This is a genomic window from Allobosea sp. 05T433, from assembly GCF_056396065.1.
This window is the reverse complement of sequence record NZ_JBFTKS010000006.1, coordinates 220,141-237,115: the sequence shown is the minus strand read 5'-3', so window position 1 is coordinate 237,115 and position 16,975 is coordinate 220,141. Positions and strand designations below refer to the sequence as shown.

Genomic DNA, 16,975 nt, shown 5'->3' with positions numbered 1-16,975 from the left:
TCCCGTTGGGCGGGAGCCGTGCCCCCACGCGATTGTCAGGAGCTCCGGAGAAGCCGCAACGACCTGCGGCCTCCCCTGCTCCTTGACAATACGTCGAACGGGGCAGCGCACGATCGACACGATCGCGCGAAAAAAATCAGCCGCGCGGCAGCGCCTCCAGGAAGCGCGCCGGCTCGCCCTGCGCAGGCGTCACCACTTCGCGCTCCCACATCACCTTCCGGCCGCGGACATAGGTGCCGACGGGCCAGCCGGTCACGGTGACGCCGTCATAGGGCGTCCAGCCGCAGCGCGAGGCGATCCATTCATTGGTGATGGTCTCGCGGCGCTTCAGGTCGACAATGGTCAGGTCGGCATCATAGCCCGCCGCGATCCGCCCCTTGCCCTCGAGCCCGAAGATCCGCTGCGGGCCATGGCTGGTCAGATCGACGAACCGTTCCAGTGAAAGCCGCCCGGCATTGACATGGTCGAGCATGATCGGGACCAGCGTCTGCACGCCCGGCATGCCGGAATGGCTCGCAGGATACGCATGATGCTTCTCCTCATGCGTATGCGGCGCATGGTCGGAGCCGAGCACGTCGACGATGCCCTGCTCCAGCCCCCACCAGATCGTCCGGCGATGGCTGTCGTCGCGGATCGGCGGATTCATCTGGGCATAGGTGCCAAGCCGCTCGTAGCAGTCCGGCGCGACCAGCGTCAGATGGTTCGGCAGCACCTCGACGGTCGCGACGTCCTTGTGATCCCTGAGGAAGATCATCTCCTCGCCGGTCGAGATGTGCAGGATGTGAACGCGCGCGCCGGTCTCGCGTGCAATCCGCACCAGTCGCCTGGTGCAGGTCAGGGCGACTTCGGGCGAGCGCCAGACCGGATGGCTCGACGGATCCCCCTCGACGCGCAGGCCCATGCGCTCGCGCAACATCATCTCGTCTTCGGAATGGAAGGCGGCGCGGCGGCGCGTGCGCTTCAGGATCTCACTGACGCCCTTGTCGTCCTCGACCAGCAGCGAGCCGGTGGAGGAACCCATGAAGACCTTGATGCCCGCCGCACCCGGCAGGCGCTCCAGCTCCGGCACATCGGCAATGTTCTCATGCGTGCCACCAACCCAGAAGGCGAAATCGCAATGCATCCGGTGCCGACCGCGCCTGACCTTGTCGGCCAGCGACGCCTCGTCGGTGGTCTGAGGGATCGTGTTCGGCATCTCGAAGACGGTCGTGACGCCGCCGAGCACCGCGGCGCGCGAGCCGGTCTCCAGATCCTCCTTATGGTCGAGCCCCGGCTCGCGGAAATGCACCTGGCTGTCGATGACGCCCGGCAGAATATGCAGGCCGCGGCAATCGACCGTCTCACCTGCGGAAGCCTGCGACAGATCGCCGAGCGCCAAAATCTTGCCGCCGGTAATCCCGAGATCCCGCTGGACACGGCCATCGTGATTCACGACGGTGCCGCCCTTCAGAATGACATCATAGCTCTGCGGCATCGGAGGCGTCCTGCTGGTTGAGGATGAGGCTGAAGCGGCCTACCTATCGAACGGACCCGCGTCCAGCCCTTGGCAGCGATCAGAAACGAGCTTCACCATGCCTGCAACCCGATTGGTCGATCGCGGCGTCATTCGCGTCAGTGGCGAGGACGCGCGCGACTTCCTGCAGAACATCGTCACCAACGAGATGGACGTGGTGACGCCGGACCATGCCGGCTATGGCGCGCTCCTGACACCGCAAGGCAAGATCATCAGCGATTTTCTCGTGGTCGCGGTGCCGGAGGAGGAACGCGGAGGTTTTCTCCTCGACGTGCCGCTCCTGCAGGTTCCCGATCTGATGAAGCGGCTGAAGCTCTACAAGTTGCGCGCCAAGGTCGCGCTCGACGATCTCACCGAGGTGGCCACCGTGGTCGCATCGAGCGGCGGTTTCTCGCTCCCCGACGATGCCGGCCTCGTCTATGCCGACCCGCGCCTGCCGGCGCTCGGCGAGCGCGCGATCACTGACCGCAACGACGTCGGCTCGCTCGCCAGCGCCGAACCCGATGCCTACCACGCCAGGCGCATCGCGCTCGGCATTCCCGATGGCGGCAGGGATTTCGTCTATGGCGACACCTTTCCGCATGAGGCGCTGCTCGACCAGCTCGGTGGCGTCTCCTTCAAGAAGGGCTGCTATATCGGCCAGGAGGTGGTGTCGCGCATGCAGCATCGCGGCACCGCCCGGACCCGCATCGTGCCGGTGGTCTTTACCGAGGGACTGGTTCCCGAGATGGGCGTCGAGGCGACCGCCGGCAGCAAGGTGCTCGGCCGCATCGGTTCCTGCGCCAAGGGGCGCGGGCTCGCCATGCTGCGGCTCGACCGTGTCGCCGACGCCATGGCCGCGGGCGAAAGACTCGAAGGCGGCGGCGTGGCCTTTACCCTGGCGAAGCCGGACTTTATCCGCTTCCCCTTCCCCGGCGAGCCCGGTTTTGGAGCAGCAGCATGAGCGGACGCGCAGCAGTCGAAGGCCCGGACGGCAAGTTCCGTTGCATCTGGCCGGGGACCGATCCGCTCTATCTCGCCTATCACGACACCGAATGGGGCGTGCCGGAATATGATTCGCGCGCCTTGTTCGAGAAGCTGATCCTCGACGGCTTTCAGGCTGGCCTCGCCTGGATCACCATTCTGCGCAAGCGCGACAGTTTTCGCTCGGCCTTCGCCGGTTTCGAGCCGGAGGCGATTGCTCGCTTCACCGAGACCGATGTCCAGCGGCTGCTCGGCGATGCCGGCATCGTCCGCCATCGCGGCAAGATCGAGGGCACGATCAAGAGCGCTCGCGCCTATCTCGAGATCAGCGAACGGCGCGAGTTCTCGGATTTCCTCTGGCGCCATCTCGACGGCCGCGTCCTCCAGAACGCTTTTCGGACTCATGAGGAGGTGCCGGCCGAGACGGCGGTCTCCAAGGCGATCTCCAAGGAGCTGAAGGCCGCCGGCTTCACCTTCTGCGGCCCGACCATCGTCTACGCCTTCATGCAGGCCTGCGGACTGGTCAACGACCATCTGACCGGCTGTTTCCGCTACGAGGAATGCGCCGTGCTCGCCCGCGACACCCGCGTTCCGGCCTGAGCATGGCCAAGGCGCCGCTTCCACCCCGCGCCTGGCAGCGCATGCTGTCGGGCCGGAGGCTCGATCTGCTCGACCCCTCCCCGCTCGATATAGAGATCGAGGATATCGCGCATGGTCTGGCTCGCGTCGCGCGCTGGAACGGCCAGACGCGTGGGGAGCATTCCTTCTCGGTGGCGCAGCACTGCCTGCTGGTCGAGGCGATCGCGAGCCACCTCAATCCGGACTGGTCAAAGCCCTGGCGGCTGATGGCGCTGCTTCACGACGCTCCGGAATATGTCATCGGCGACATGATCTCGCCCTTCAAGGTGGTGATGGGCGACGCCTATAAGAGCGTCGAGCTCCGGCTGCTTGCCGCAATCCATCTGCGCTTCGGCCTGCCGGCGGCGACGCCCGCCATGCTGACGCGGAAAACCAAGGACGCCGACAAGATCTCGGCTTTCCTCGAGGCGACCGAACTCGCCGATTTCGACCGCGAGGAAGCTCTGATCTTCTTTGGCCGGCCGAAGCCGCTGCCGCGCGAGGTCACGGACTGGCTGAGGCCACTATCGACCGAAGTCGCGCAAGCGCGCTTCCTGGAGCGCTTTCAGGCCCTCGTTTAGCGATCTCGGCTCAATCCGCCCCGGCGACCAGGCGCATCATGAAACGCGCCTCGCTGCCATAGCTCGCAAGCTTGGCCTCGAGCCGCGGGTCGGCGACGACCGAAAAACCCTGCTTGCCCCAGAAGCCGACAGAGGCATTKACCGCGACGAGCGACAGGCTCGGCAGCCCGAACTTTTGAGCGAGCCTGAGTGCATCCGCGACCGCCAGGACAGCGGCGCCGGTGCCTCGCGCCTGCGGCAGCAGCGCGAGATCATGGATGTAGAAGGTCCCGGGAGCGGGCGGCAGCGCGCCGAGCGGCGCGTTCAGGGCTGGGGGCTCGAGCTCGCGCCAGGGATGGCTGAGCAGATAGGCGGCGATCCCGCTCCCCATGTCCAGGACCCGGCAGCCATCGCCAAACAGCTTCAGCCGCTCGGCGAAAATGGCGGCCTCCTCCGGAAAATCCGGATGAACCTCGGCCGCCACTGCGACGACAGCGTCGAGATCGGACACGGTCATGGTCCGCCAGTGAGATCCTGCTACCTTGGTCATCGTCGATCCGTCCTGCCTTTCCGCGCTCCGATATTGCACGCAAGCGGACAGAGGGTGAATGCCGATTTATTCCATTTTGGCAAAAGTCATCAAGCATTCCCGCGGCTACAGGAGAAAGCGATTTCCTCCGATACTGCGCCTCACCTCATCCCTGCCGAATGCGAAGGAGACCGCCATGTCGGACACCAAGACCCTGCCGAAGGGTGTCGTCATCAAGGGCGCAATGGGTCCGCGCTTCGACGAGATCCTGAGCCATGATGCGCTCGCCTTCGTTGCCGACTTGCAGCGCCGCTTCAACGAGACGCGCAAGCGCCTGCTCGCCTTGCGCAAGGAGCGCCAGAAGCGCTTCGATACCGGCGAGACGCCCGATTTCCTGACCGAGACCAGGCATATCCGCGAAGGCGACTGGAAGGTGGCGCCGATTCCCGCCGATCTGCAGGATCGTCGTGTCGAGATCACCGGTCCTGTCGACCGCAAGATGATCATCAACGCGCTGAACTCCGGCGCCAAGGTGTTCATGGCCGATTTCGAGGATGCCTCCTCTCCGGTCTGGGCCAATATGGTCGAAGGCCAGATCAATCTCAGGGATCGCTGGGCCGGCCGGATCGACTTCACCGAGTCGACCACCGGCAAGGCCTACAAGCTCAAGGACAAGCCAGCCGTTCTGATCATCCGCCCGCGCGGCTGGCATCTGCCGGAACGCCATATCGAGATCGACGGTGAAATCGCCTCGGGCTCGCTGGTCGATTTCGGCCTCTATGTATTCCACAATGCCAAGGCGGCGCTGGCTGCGGGCTCCGGCCCCTATTTCTATCTGCCGAAGCTCGAGAGCCATCTCGAGGCCAGGCTCTGGAACGATGTCTTTGTCGCCGCTCAGAACGCGCTTGGCCTCAAGACCGGCACGATCAAGGCCACCATCCTGATCGAGACCCTGCCCGCTGCCTTCGAAATGGACGAGATCCTCTATGAGCTGAAGGATCACATGGCCGGGCTGAACTGCGGCCGCTGGGACTACATCTTCTCCTTCATCAAGAAGCTCGCCCGCAACCCGGCCTTCGTCCTGCCCGATCGCTCGCAGGTGGTGATGACCAAGGCCTTCCTGCGGGCGTATTCGCTGCTGCTGATCAAGACCTGTCACCGCCGCGGCGCCTTCGCCATGGGCGGCATGGCGGCGCAGATCCCGGTCAAGAACGATCCGGCCGCCAACGAGGCCGCCTTCGCCAAGGTTCGGGCCGACAAGGAGCGTGAGGCCGGCGACGGCCATGACGGCACCTGGGTTGCCCATCCCGATCTCGTGCCCGTGGCGATGGAGGTCTTCAACCGGCTGATGCCGCAGCAGAACCAGCTCGACAAGAAGCGCGAGGATGTCTCCGTCGGCCGCGAGCAACTGCTCGAGGTCCATGAGGGCACGCGCACCGAGGCCGGCTTCCGCGAGAACATCCGCATCGGCGTGCAATATCTCGAAGCATGGCTGCGCGGCCGCGGCGCGGTGCCGATCTACAACATGATGGAGGATGCCGCGACGGCCGAGATCAGCCGTGCCCAGATCTGGCAGTTCATCCAGTACGGCGTCACCGTTGACGGAGGCACCATCGTCACCGCGGATCTCTTCAAGCGCTGCCTCACCGAGGAGATGGAGCGCGTGAAGGGCGAGGTCGGGCCTGAAAACTACGCAAAGGGCCGTTTCCCGGAGGCGATCGAGCTGTTCTCGACCCTCTCGCTCGCGCCTGAATTCGAGGAATTCCTTACCGTCCCGGCTTACGACAAGCTCGGTTGAGTCCAACGACCGGCGCCGCCTGGGCGGCGCCGGTCGTTGCCTATGCCCCGGCGATGCGGATCAAGCGATATGATCGCTCCGTCGCAAGGCGACGTTGATTTCGCGCAGGAACTGGACAAGCGAAGCGCCGAAGAGCCCAACAGCCACGATGAAGAGCACGGCCACACCCCGTTCATGGGCCGACCCGACGAACGCAAACATGAACGCGAGCATCATCAGCAGGATCGTCGAAACACCGCTCGAGATGGCAAGACGCATCGCGCTGTTGATCAGATGGGCTCGCCGCTCGAGGCGGGGGAGATCAGCCTTGAGTTCGTGAACGACAGGCCCCTCGCCCTGCAGGCTGCTCAACATGCGCGACCGGTCGAGAATTCGCTCCAGGCGACTGATCAGGACCGATATCAGGCCGACGACCGCGCCGAGCAGGAATGCTGGTGCGGCAGCCTGGCTGATGACCAATGAAAGCTGGTTCACGGACGGAAGCTCAGGAATCATGGTTTCTTCGCCTCGTCGCGAACGCCGTCGGCTGCCGAGCGAATTGACCAACCGGGTGCGATAGACAGCCCCCAATCCCATCCCGGGCGTAAGCGATCATGCGTGGTTAGAGCGTGGATTCATGAAACTCGCGGCCGACGCGCCTGTCTACGGCTATCCGCTGGTGACAATGGAAATGCCCCGACGGATCCTCATTCATGTCGCGGCACCAACCTCAGCCCGAGCGCAGCCGGATTCCATCCTCAAGCAGCGGGAGTGCCCGAGCGGCTCGCGATGGCAAGGGCCATGACGATCATTGCTCCAGCCAGGCCAAAGGTGACGTGCAATCCGGTCGCGACCATGTCCGGAGATGCGACCGCGCTGCCGTCCGTCCCCGCGGCGAGAGCGAACACCGCACCCATCACCGAAGCACCGGTGATCAGGCCGAGATTGCGGGCGAGGCCGAGCATCCCGGAGACAAGCCCGCGCCCTTCCGGACCAGCCTCTCGCATCACGGCCGTGTTGTTGGCGGCCTGGAACAGCGCATAGCCTGGGGTGAGAACGATCAGGGGGACGGCATAGCCCGCAATCCCGATCTGCAGCGGCACGAGCGCGAAGAGAAGCGATCCGACGGCCATGGCGGCCAAGCCCACCAAGCTCATGCGTTGCGCGCCGAACCGATCGACCAAGCGGCCAGCCGGTACGCCCGAGAGCGCCGCGACAACCGGCCCGATCGCCATGACCAGGCCAGCGCCCGATGCATCGAGGCCGAGCGCCATGGTGAGATGGAAGGGGCCAACGACCAGTGTTGTCATCATCACCGCCGCGACCAGCGCGGTTGTGGCGAGGCCTTTCCGCAGCCCGGGCTCGCGCAGCATCGAGAGCCGGATCAGGGGCTCCGCGACCCGCGCTTGTACCAGTACGAACAGGAGCGCGGCGACTGCTGCGGCTAGTAGGAGCCCGCCATTGAGCAAGCCGAATGCACCGCGGTTCCAGGTCATGGCGAGCGCATAGGCGACCAGCGCAGCGGCCAGCAGCAGCGTGCCGAGCATATCGAAGCGCGGCTTGTCTCCCCTCTGTTCGAGGCGATCGACCGGAAGGCTCCGCAAGGCGATCATGAAGGCAACGACGCCGAACGGGACAGTGACAAGGAATATCGCCCGCCATCCGAAGCCGTCGATGACAGCACCACCGAGCGAGGGGCCGAGTGCCGTGCCGACCGCCGACATGGTGCCGAGCAACCCCATGGCACTGCCGGTCCGGTCCCTCGGCAGGGCATCGCCGACAAGGGCCAGGCTCAGCGTCATCATGACTGCGGCGCCCGCCCCCTGCACCGCCCGCGCGGCGATCAAGCCGGCGAGGCCGGAAGCAAGGCCGCACCCCGCCGAGCCCGCTGTGAAGAGGGCTATGCCGGCCAGCAGAAGCGAGCGGCGTCCGACGAGATCGCCAAGTCGTCCGACCCCGACGCTCAACGTGGTGATGACAAGCAAATAGGCGAGGACCACCCACTGCACCTGCTGGAAGGAGGCTGCGAAGGCCTGCACCAGCGCCGGCAGGTCGACATTGGCAATGCTGGTGCCAAGCGAGGACAGCAACATGCAGAGGGACAGGCTGGCGAGAGCCAAACGAGGCGCGCCACGCTGGGCCGTCGTGGCTTCGGTGGGGAACGGCGGGTCAAGCATAGCCTTCATCATCGTGGGGGGCTCCGAAGCACGGTTCGAAGCAGGTAGCCACATATGACACCTGGCGGAAGACGCAGCATTTGCACTGATTCAGTGCATTTGACGCCATGTCATGCTGGCGAGCCGTGCTAGTCTTGCCAGCATGACGAGAGCCGACCTCAACTTGCTCATCACCCTCGATGTCCTTCTCACCGAAGGCAGCGTGGCCCGCGCTGCCCGGCGCCTGCGGCTAAGCCCGTCCGCGATGAGCCGAGCCCTGGCGCGGCTGCGCGAGACGATCGGCGACCCGCTGTTGGTAAGGGCGGGGCGCGGCCTTGTACCAACGCCGCGTGCAGTGGAATTGCGGGAGCGCGTCGGTCCGCTCGTTCAGGAAGCGGAGGCGATCCTGCGGCCGGCCGAGGCGCTCGATCTGCAACGGCTTGTCAGGACCTTCTCGGTTCGGGCGAGCGACGGCTTCGTCGAGGCCTTTGGGCCTGAACTCATCGCGCACATCCAGGCGGAAGCGCCCGGCATACGGCTCCGCTTCGTCCAGAAGCTGGACAAGGATAGTACGCTGCTTCGAGAAGGCAGTGTCGATCTCGAAACCGGTGTCATCGGGGCGGCGCAGAGTCCGGAAATCAGGACGCGGGCGCTGTTCTCGGATCACTTCGTCGGGGTCGTGCGGCGGGGACATCCATTGGCCACAGGCGAGATCACCGCCGATCGCTTTGCTGCTGGCCGGCAGATCCTCGTCTCGCGGCGCGGTCTCGACAAGGGACCGATCGACGACGCGCTGGAGGCGATCGGACTGCGGCGAGACATCGCCACGATCGTCACCGGCTTCTCGCCTGCGCTCTCGCTCGCGCGTGGATCCGATCTCGTCGCCATTGTGCCCGAACGACACACTCGGACCCTGCGCGACGGCATGGTCACCTTTCCGCTGCCGGTTTTTGTGCCTGAGATCTCCGTGTCCCTGCTCTGGCATCCCAGGCTGGATGCCGATCCTGCGCACCGCTGGCTGCGCGAATGCGTCCGCCGGGTCTGCGGGATGCAGAATTCGCCCGATGATATGGGTGGGGTGCCGGCTGAAACAGGGAACAACCGAGGGCGCCGCCCGCAGGCTGATCTCCTGCCCGATTACTGACGTCCCGATGGCAGCAGCAGCCGCCCTGTCACAATCCGGCTGAGACACCGGGCCCCCGCGGCGACAGGTTCAGCGCGCCATCATTGCCCCGCAGAGCCTGGTCGCAAAGCGGTTGAAGCAGTGCGCATATGGCATCTGGTTCGCGCCCGCCGGACCGCAGCATGTGGAACACGGCAAAGCTGGTCAGCGCGAAGAGCAGGTCGACGGCATCGCGCTGCAGTTGCTCGTCGCGCCCACCCTGGCGGCGCACGAGCGCGGCCAGCGCCAGCCGACGGCGCTCATTGCGTTCTGCCAGGCTCTCCGTCAGTTCGGTGTCGCCGGCCGCTGTCGCGAACAGCCCAACCAGTCCGTCATCGGAACTCCAGAAGCCGCAGAACACCGTGACCAGCGCCGCCAAGGCCTCCTTCGGGTCAGAAATGGCCATTGCGTCTGCAAGATCAGCGATCCCGCCGGCAGCCGCCAGGGCGTCGAAGGTCGCCTCCAGCAGCCCACGTCGCGAGCCGAACTGATTGTAGACGGTCAGTCGAGTCACGCCCGCCGCGGCCGCCACGGCCTCTAGCGAGAGCGTCCTTCCAGCCGGCTCCCGAAGCAATGCCGCTGCCGCAGCGAGGAGCCGGCCGCGCGTTTCTGCGGTTTTGGCCTCTCGTTTGGCACTCGAATAGGGCCTTGACGTTCTCTCGTGCCTCATGACTATACAGATTGTATATCCAATTTTGCCCATTCAAACGGGCGCTGTTTCGGAGCCTAGCCTATGGAACCCTTCCTGATCAGTATCATCGCCATGCACGTTCTCTCCTCGGTGTTCTGGGCCGGCACGACATTCGTGCTGGCCCGTACTGGTGCAAACGACGTCGCCCGCCTCTTCCGCCCGCAGTTCGGTGCCGCCGTCGTCGCGATGATCTCTGGCGCGCTCCTGTGGAGTTTCATCCATGCCGGGAACGTCGGAAACGCAGAAATGCTGCTTGCGCTCGGCGCCGGCACCGCGGTGGCGGCGTTGGTGATCCAGGCGCTCGGGGTGCTGCGCGGCTTGCGCAGGACCGGCCAAGCTGCGCCCTGGCTGGGTCTCCTCTACCGGATCTCAGCCGGGCTGCTGCTCGTAACCGTGATCTGCATGACGGTCGCACGCTATGTCTGAGCAACCGTCGACCGTGTCACACATCCCGACTTTCCCCGACCTCGCCGGCAAAACGGCGCTGGTCACTGGCGGCTCCGGCGGGATCGGCGCCGAAACCGCGCGTTGGCTGGCGCATAACGGGGTTTCCGTAACGGTTGCCGGCCGCGACCAACCCCGGCTCGACACGGTGCTGCGCTCCCTGGAGGCGATCTCCGACGGGCATGCCGCCGTCCGGATCGACTGCACCCGGCACGACGAGTTGGAGACCGCCCGTGCCGCGTTCGTTGCACGGCGCGGCAAGCTCGACATTCTCGCCGCCTTCGCCGGAGGTGGGACCAGCAGGCCCGTTGCGCTGGAGGATGTGACTGAGGCGGACTGGCACTCCAGCCTTGATCACAATCTGACCGCCACGTTCTTGACGCTCAAAACCTTCCTGCCAAGCCTCAAGCAGGGCCGCGGCGGCGCCGTCATCACCATGGCCTCGACAGCCGGCCGCGCGCCTTCGCAGGCGCCGCTCGGCTATGGGGTCGCCAAGGCCGGCGTCATCATGCTCACACAGCAAGCCGCACACGACCTCGGGCCATCCAGCGTGCGCGTGAACTGCATTTCACCATCGGCCGTATTGACCGACCGGACCGCAACACACATGCCTCCCGCCGTCAGGGCGCAGGTGGTCCTCGCTCATCCGGTCCGGCGGCTCGGCTCGCCGGCAGACGTGGCGGCGGCCACGCTGTTCCTCGCTTCGGAGAGTTCGGGCTGGTTGACCGGCGTAACCCTCGACATCGCCGGCGGACGGCTGATGCACTGATCACCGACGCCAAAGCCGGCGAACCAGGCCAGTTGGGCTGGCAAGCGATCGCCTCGCCCCCCTGCCCCGCCCAAGAAGGCCCTTGGACAAGGACTCGCATTGAGCCCGTTGGGGCGCTTCGGTCGCCTGTATGCGTCTCAGCTGTCCCTGTCGGGCGCGAACATGGTGCCTTGCTGGAGACAGTCGCAGAGATCGCGATAGACCGCGGCCAATCGCTCACGTGACGGGCTGGCACCCACTGCATCCTCGATCCGGCGGGCAAGGCTGCCATGCTTCAGGATGGTTGCCCAGATTGGTGTCCAGCGCGCTGGATCAATGCCCGAGCTGTCATCCATGTTCTCCAGAATGTGCCGCCAGAGATCGCCGGCGCGACAGGACTGACCGGAATAGTCGAACAGCCTGAGATAGGCCCCATCATCGATCATGGCGTCCTCGGCGGATATCACGCAGCTGTCGAATATCCGGGCCAGCTCCTCGGTGGCCATGTCGCCGCTGAGGCGCTGGAGATCGCCGTAGAGGCGATGGACTGCTCCAACGACAGCCGCGGCAACTGCGAGATCGGCTTCGGGGCACTCCTGGGTATCGATGACCCGAATTTCGATTGTGTTTCGGTCGAAGCGGGGGATGCAGCCCCTGGCATTGAGCCAGGGGTGCCTGAGGATTCCGCCGGGATCTGCAGACGCCATGACGGCATAGATCGGCTCGAGAATCGTGTCTTCGTACGCGCGTTGACTGGAGACGGTGTCGGGAATGATCAGGCCGTTGATCAGGGGATAGGCCTTCGCATTGGCTCCGTAGGCCCTCATGCGGAAATCGCGGTAGGCGGTGCGCTGGCCGTCGGCAATGGGCGAGCTTGCAGCCAATGCTGGAATGATCGGCAGGACGCGACGGATCGCTTCGTGGAGCCGCGCAAATTGATCGTCGTCGGCAAAGGGGAGATTGAGATGGACGCTCTGCAGATTGGTCCACCCATGCGATCTGGTTTCGAAGATGCGCTGATAGGTGCGGTAGATTCCGTGGGGATCAATCGGCCACGGCTGAGCATCATATCGGGGATCCAGCCACGGATGCATTGCCGTCGGCATCAGGCGCGCTCCGTGGCCCAGAAGGGTCTTGTTCAATGCGATGACCTCGCGTTGCAGGGGCTGGGCGAGGTCTTCCAATCTGGCCGCCGGAGCGAGATTCTTCGCTTCCAGGACATGAAGCACGAACTCGTTGGACCAGCCGATCAAGCCTCGCTCCATAGCTACGGCGCCCGTGCCGGCGGCATGCGCCAGGACGATATCTGCAATGGAGCGGCATTCCAGATCGGCGGTTCCGACGATCGCGTATTCAATCTCGATTCCGAACCCTTCGAACGCATTGAGCGGCCTCATCCCAGGGACTCCGAAGAGCGAGGCGTCATCTGACATGTGCGCGGGGCTTGAACGGGATCGAGTGTGGCAGACAGCATGGGAGGGCCTTCCTGGGAGCGACTCCCGGAGACCCTAGGCTGGCAATCACCAGCAATTGCTTTCGCTGAAGCAGAAAGAGGCGCAGGATCAGGCAGTGGCATTCCGTCCACGGGAGATCAAAGGACGAGCCGGGATTTCGAGAACGGCTGCTGCCGCTCGCACGAAGGAACTGGCGAACGCGATCGCAACAACGAGACGCCGGCGCCCCTGCGGTCCTTGAAGGCCAGCTCTCCAGACGATGAACCCAGCGCAGGCGAGCCGCTCGCTCAAAGTCTATGAGAGTAGACGCTGAGTCCACCATTGCCAATCTACAGGTCGGGCGTCCACATCCGCATATCCAGCGCATCGACGTTGGAGAAACGACATGAACCCGATATCTGAACCGATCCTCACCTCCGGCTTTCCGCTCGGCAGTTCCGCAGGGCTGGTGACCGCCTTCGAATGGCTCGGCCAGCCCTATCGCCTCACCAGGGTGGATATGCTGGGAGAAATGCGCACCGACGCCTACAAGCGCCTGAACGGCCGCGTGGAGACGCCCGTGCTGATCACCGGCGAAGGCCGTGTCCTCACCGAGACGATGGCGATCGCCCTGTGGCTGGAGGCGCGCGACCTTGACCGCCGCATCAGCTTCGAACCCGGCACGCCGGAGGCCGACCGGCTGCATCAATACGTCGCCTTCCTCAATACCGGCTTCACCGGTGCGTTCGTCCCGATGTGGGTGGCGCTGGAAGCGGAAGGTGTACCGGAGGAGTATCGCGAAACGCTGCGCAAGTTCGGCCGCAGCTTTGTCGCCGAGCGCCATGAACAACTCGAGGCGATGATCGGCGCCAGCGACTACCTGCTCGGCGACAGACCGACGCTGGCCGATGCGGTGTTTGCCGGCGTTGCGCGCTGGGTGGACTTCCACAAGGCCGTCGACCCACGCGACTATCCCCGCATCCTGGCGCTGCGCAAGCGCATCGAAGCCGATCCCGCGTTTCGCTTCGCGGTAGCCATCGAGGACGGCAAACAGGCGGCAGGCAGTGGCGCGATGAAGGGTCTCGTTCCGCTCGCCGATGTCCTGCGCAACGCAGACGGCGTACTCGCGGCCTGAGACGCATGAGAACTGACTGCGCGCCATGGGTGGTGGCGCGCAATCCCCCTCTCCGCTCAGGGCGTGCGGGGGCTTTCGTTGAAGGCCCGGACTGCTGCAGCGGCGAGGTCGCCGACCGATCTGGAAGGATCTGACATCAAACGAGCCACGATCCCTCCAAGCCTCGCCTTCGCAGCTTCGGCCTCATCTCCGGCAAGATCTGGGTCGCTTCTTACAGTTTCCCATGCTCGGGCGTGGATGGCCTCTGCGATAAGCATCTCTTTTGAATTCAAGACGCCGGGAACACGGAAATCGAGGGGCAGCATAGAAAGGGTCTCGGTGAACCCGCGCTAGATAGTCCTCGCATTCCGAACGGCAAGGGCTCCGCCCTCCGTCGCCGGGGCAGGGCTCGACTGGATTCCGGCTGTCTGCCGCGACGAGCGCGGTGAGAGTGCGAGAAGCACGTCAATCGCACACAAGGGCGAGCCTGACCGGCCCCGAATGTGCATGATGCGGACTAATGCTTTGACAGCACCGGGCGCGACGCGCTCAATCCCGCGGCAACCGGAAACCCTGCCATGCCTCGCCTTGCCTTGACGTCGACTGCTCTCGCCACAGCGCTGCTGCTCGCGCTACCGGCGTCAGCCAAGACGCTGAAGCCCGTCCGCAATGTCGAAGCGACCGAGGATTTTGCTGGCAAGAAGCCCGACAAGGCAGCCAAGGATGTCAGCGGCCTGGCCTGCCTGCCGGCGAATGGCGAGGAGCGGCGCTGCCTCCTGGCGAATGACGAGAACCGCTCGGCCCAGTTCGCTATCCTGACCAAGGGGCGCATCAAGCCTGCCGGCGTGGTCGAGCTGATCGGGGACAGCCCCTCCCCGACCGCGCTCGGCGCGATCCCCGCGTCTCCTTGTCCGACGATCGGCGGTTATGGCGAGTTCGACGGCGAGGCGGTCGCCTACGCCGCGCCCTATTTCTACATCGCCGGTTCGCATGGCTGCTCGCGCAGCAGCAGCGAGTTTCGCCTCTCGTCGTTCCAGCTCGCGCGGGTCAAGGTCGATACGGCCGGCACCCCCATCGGCCAGGTTGAACTGACCTACCGCCTGAGTGATCTGTTGCGTCGTGCCGGCGAGGTTGCGCCCTCTTTCGGCAAGCCCCTGACGGATGGCAACGGCCTAAACATCGAAGGCATAGCGACCGCTCATGACAGGCTCTGGATCGGGCTGCGGGCGCCGTCGCAGAACGGTCGCGCCTTCCTGCTAGAAACAAATCCGGACGAGCTCTTCGCGCCCGGCAATGAACCCGCCCAGGGCACTCCGACTGTGATCGCTTTCCCGGCTGGCCCGAATCGCGGCGTGCGCGACCTTGCTGCACTGCGGGACGGACGCCTGCTGGTCCTGGTCGGCCCTGCGCAGGAACAGGACGTTCCCTATGGCCTGCTGCTGCTTGACCCTGCCGCGCCCCAGTCACCGAGGGATCTCGGCACACTTGCACCGCCCAAGGATGCCAAGGCGGAGGTCGTGACCATTCTCGAGGAAAGGCCTGGTCGCCTGCGCTTCCTGATCGGTTATGACGGCATCAAGAATGGTCGATTCCAGGAATACGAGCTGCAACTGCCATGACTATTTCCTTCCGGTCTCGCCTTGAGGGCGTAGTGACGCGCTATCGCGCCGAGGTCGCCTCGCGGCGTGAGCATCTGTCGCTGTTGCGCTGGCAGATTGCCGCAGGCCATGCGCTCGACGAGCGCGACACCTTTCCGGGCCATGTCACGACCAGTGCGATCGTCCTGTCGCCGGATCACGCCCAGGTACTGCTGATCGACCATGTCGTCATCGGTCGCTGGCTGCAGCCTGGCGGCCATTACGAAGAGGCCGAAGCATTCAACCTTTCCGCTGCGCGCGAGGCCATCGAAGAGACCGGCGTCAGCAGGCTTGCCCTGCATCCCTGGCATCGCGGCGACGATCTGCCCTTCGTCATCGACAGCCATGACGTCCCCGGAAAACCCTCGCGCGGAGAGCCGGACCATATCCATCACGATCTGCAATATCTCTTCGTCGCCGATCCCGCGGTGCCGCTCGTCGCGCAGCTCGAGGAAGTTCACGCCGCAGCCTGGAAGCCTGCCGCCGAACTCGCCGGCATTGCGCCGCTCGTTGCGGCCCGCCTCGCTTCGGTTGCGGTGCGATAGCAGTGTCGCTGCAAAGATGTAACTTTATTATATTTTGGGAAGCCGGCGCGGTCTCGCCATTCCCGACCAATTTCGCGAGGATTCTCCCCGCAACGATTCTGGCGGCCAGTTAACGCTCTTGCAAATCATTTGCATCTGATCGATCTTGGGGCATCGATACCCGAGGACTGACCGATGCTGCCGAAGATTGCCGCCGCTGCCCTTGCCCTGAGCGCTCTTTCCGCCAACGCCTTGGCAACCGACCTGCCTACCCGCAAGAGCGTGCCTGCCGCCCAGCCGACGCTCTCAGCCTGCGCCGAGAGCGAAGGCATCCCGACCGACGCTTTCGGCTTCACAACCGGTTCGGACGTGGCGGAGCTCGGTTCGTTCGGGCCGAGCCTGACCTATGGCGGCGCCTTCGGCGCGCGCAGTGGCCGGTCGAACGCCCACGGCGCGCAGCTCCAGGGCTCCTATGGGCTCTTCTCCTGCTTCGAGATCGGCCCCTATCTGCTCGGTGGCTACACCAATGCTTCGGCCGGGGGGATCAGTGCTAATTCAAGCAATAATGGTGCCGGCGTCGAGATGAAATACCGCCTGCTCGGCCGTGACTTGCACGGCATCGGCCTGACGGTGGTGCTCGATCCGAGCGTCAATCGCACTGATCCCGACGGCGCCGGCCGCTTCACCACTTTCAATACCGGCATCCGTCTCTTCGCCGACACGGCGCTGGTGCCAGGCAAGCTCTATGCCGCGCTCAATCTCTCCCAGGACATGACCTGGACCGGCCCCGACCCCTATGGGCGCTCCTCGACCTTTACGGCCTCAGGATCACTGGCCTGGCAGGTCGTCGACGGCCTCTATGTCAGCGGCGAGGTCCGCCATCTGCGGCGCTACAACGATCTCGGCTTCGGCAACGAAGCGGGCTACGCCACATTCGCCGGCCCCGGCATCTACTGGCAGGCGACGAAACAGCTCGCGCTCTCGGCCGCCTACAACATGCAGGTCGCCGGCAAGGCCAAGGGTGAACCCCGTAATCTGGACCTCACCAATTTCAGCCAGCATCCCGTCAAGGTGAAAGCCGCCTACAGCTTCTGATCAGCCTGCAT

Annotated in this window: 17 protein-coding genes; 11 read left to right on the top strand and 6 right to left on the bottom strand. The window is 64.9% G+C overall.

Annotation, left to right across the window (positions count from 1 at the left end):
- Positions 1-136: 136 nt before the first annotated feature.
- Positions 137-1,474 (bottom strand): dihydroorotase, encoded by a 1,338-nt coding sequence (locus tag AC1DGP_RS10860; RefSeq protein ID WP_476832096.1) that lies wholly within the window; start codon positions 1,472-1,474, stop codon positions 137-139.
- A 97-nt stretch (positions 1,475-1,571) separates the two neighbouring features.
- On the opposite strand from AC1DGP_RS10860, the gene ygfZ reads away from it, so the two are divergent.
- From ygfZ to AC1DGP_RS10845, 3 genes are read left to right on the top strand one after another with little or no spacing between them, the layout of a single operon-like run.
- Positions 1,572-2,456, top strand: coding sequence for a CAF17-like 4Fe-4S cluster assembly/insertion protein YgfZ (gene ygfZ / locus AC1DGP_RS10855; protein WP_476768920.1), 885 nt, complete (start codon positions 1,572-1,574; stop codon positions 2,454-2,456).
- A complete protein-coding gene (locus AC1DGP_RS10850; protein ID WP_476832095.1) occupies positions 2,453-3,076 on the top strand; it encodes a DNA-3-methyladenine glycosylase I in 624 nt (207 codons plus the stop codon). The genes ygfZ and AC1DGP_RS10850 overlap by 4 nt, the downstream gene beginning before the upstream one ends.
- Before the next feature lie 2 nt (positions 3,077-3,078).
- Positions 3,079-3,675 carry a YfbR-like 5'-deoxynucleotidase gene (locus AC1DGP_RS10845; protein ID WP_476832094.1) on the top strand — a complete coding sequence of 199 codons (597 nt, stop codon included), beginning with the start codon at positions 3,079-3,081 and terminating at the stop codon, positions 3,673-3,675.
- Between the two features lie 10 nt (positions 3,676-3,685).
- Here the strand turns inward: AC1DGP_RS10845 and AC1DGP_RS10840 are convergent, their stop codons facing one another.
- The gene (locus tag AC1DGP_RS10840) at positions 3,686-4,204 is read right to left on the bottom strand and encodes a GNAT family N-acetyltransferase (protein WP_476832093.1); all 519 of its coding nucleotides are present in this window, start codon (positions 4,202-4,204) and stop codon (positions 3,686-3,688) included.
- A gap of 175 nt (positions 4,205-4,379) precedes the next feature.
- Here AC1DGP_RS10840 and aceB point away from each other — a divergent pair, with 175 nt between their 5' ends.
- Positions 4,380-5,981, top strand: coding sequence for a malate synthase A (gene aceB, locus AC1DGP_RS10835; RefSeq protein ID WP_476832092.1), 1,602 nt, complete (start codon positions 4,380-4,382; stop codon positions 5,979-5,981).
- Positions 5,982-6,041: 60 nt separating this feature from the next.
- Here aceB and AC1DGP_RS10830 read toward each other — a convergent pair whose 3' ends face one another.
- Together AC1DGP_RS10830 and AC1DGP_RS10825 are read right to left on the bottom strand one after the other, a co-directional pair.
- Positions 6,042-6,476, bottom strand: coding sequence for a DUF2721 domain-containing protein (locus tag AC1DGP_RS10830; protein WP_441488252.1), 435 nt, complete (start codon positions 6,474-6,476; stop codon positions 6,042-6,044).
- Between the two features lie 242 nt (positions 6,477-6,718).
- The gene (locus AC1DGP_RS10825) at positions 6,719-8,137 is read right to left on the bottom strand and encodes an MFS transporter (protein ID WP_476832147.1); all 1,419 of its coding nucleotides are present in this window, start codon (positions 8,135-8,137) and stop codon (positions 6,719-6,721) included.
- A 142-nt stretch (positions 8,138-8,279) separates the two neighbouring features.
- Here AC1DGP_RS10825 and AC1DGP_RS10820 point away from each other — a divergent pair, with 142 nt between their 5' ends.
- Positions 8,280-9,260 carry a LysR family transcriptional regulator gene (locus tag AC1DGP_RS10820; RefSeq protein ID WP_476832091.1) on the top strand — a complete coding sequence of 327 codons (981 nt, stop codon included), beginning with the start codon at positions 8,280-8,282 and terminating at the stop codon, positions 9,258-9,260.
- Between the two features lie 28 nt (positions 9,261-9,288).
- On the opposite strand, the gene AC1DGP_RS10815 is transcribed toward AC1DGP_RS10820, so the two are convergent.
- Positions 9,289-9,948 carry a TetR/AcrR family transcriptional regulator gene (locus AC1DGP_RS10815; RefSeq protein ID WP_476832090.1) on the bottom strand — a complete coding sequence of 220 codons (660 nt, stop codon included), beginning with the start codon at positions 9,946-9,948 and terminating at the stop codon, positions 9,289-9,291.
- Between the two features lie 63 nt (positions 9,949-10,011).
- Between AC1DGP_RS10815 and AC1DGP_RS10810 the strand changes: the two genes are divergently transcribed.
- Positions 10,012-10,395 carry a hypothetical protein gene (locus AC1DGP_RS10810; RefSeq protein WP_441488249.1) on the top strand — a complete coding sequence of 128 codons (384 nt, stop codon included), beginning with the start codon at positions 10,012-10,014 and terminating at the stop codon, positions 10,393-10,395.
- A 13-nt stretch (positions 10,396-10,408) separates the two neighbouring features.
- Positions 10,409-11,182 carry an SDR family NAD(P)-dependent oxidoreductase gene (locus AC1DGP_RS10805; RefSeq protein ID WP_476832089.1) on the top strand — a complete coding sequence of 258 codons (774 nt, stop codon included), beginning with the start codon at positions 10,409-10,411 and terminating at the stop codon, positions 11,180-11,182.
- A 137-nt stretch (positions 11,183-11,319) separates the two neighbouring features.
- Here the strand turns inward: AC1DGP_RS10805 and AC1DGP_RS10800 are convergent, their stop codons facing one another.
- Positions 11,320-12,558, bottom strand: a complete 1,239-nt coding sequence (locus tag AC1DGP_RS10800) for a carboxylate-amine ligase (RefSeq protein WP_476832088.1) — start codon at positions 12,556-12,558, stop codon at positions 11,320-11,322.
- Positions 12,559-13,000: 442 nt separating this feature from the next.
- Here AC1DGP_RS10800 and AC1DGP_RS10795 point away from each other — a divergent pair, with 442 nt between their 5' ends.
- From AC1DGP_RS10795 to AC1DGP_RS10780, 4 genes are all read left to right on the top strand, one after another.
- Positions 13,001-13,729 carry a glutathione S-transferase family protein gene (locus tag AC1DGP_RS10795; RefSeq protein ID WP_441507021.1) on the top strand — a complete coding sequence of 243 codons (729 nt, stop codon included), beginning with the start codon at positions 13,001-13,003 and terminating at the stop codon, positions 13,727-13,729.
- Between the two features lie 557 nt (positions 13,730-14,286).
- Positions 14,287-15,327, top strand: coding sequence for a DUF3616 domain-containing protein (locus AC1DGP_RS10790; protein ID WP_476776066.1), 1,041 nt, complete (start codon positions 14,287-14,289; stop codon positions 15,325-15,327).
- Positions 15,324-15,890: an NUDIX hydrolase gene (locus tag AC1DGP_RS10785; protein ID WP_476768929.1), complete on the top strand. Its 567-nt coding sequence runs from the start codon at positions 15,324-15,326 to the stop codon at positions 15,888-15,890. The genes AC1DGP_RS10790 and AC1DGP_RS10785 overlap by 4 nt, the downstream gene beginning before the upstream one ends.
- 174 nt (positions 15,891-16,064) lie before the next feature.
- Positions 16,065-16,964, top strand: a complete 900-nt coding sequence (locus AC1DGP_RS10780) for a hypothetical protein (protein WP_476825522.1) — start codon at positions 16,065-16,067, stop codon at positions 16,962-16,964.
- The last annotated feature ends 11 nt before the right edge of the window (positions 16,965-16,975 follow it).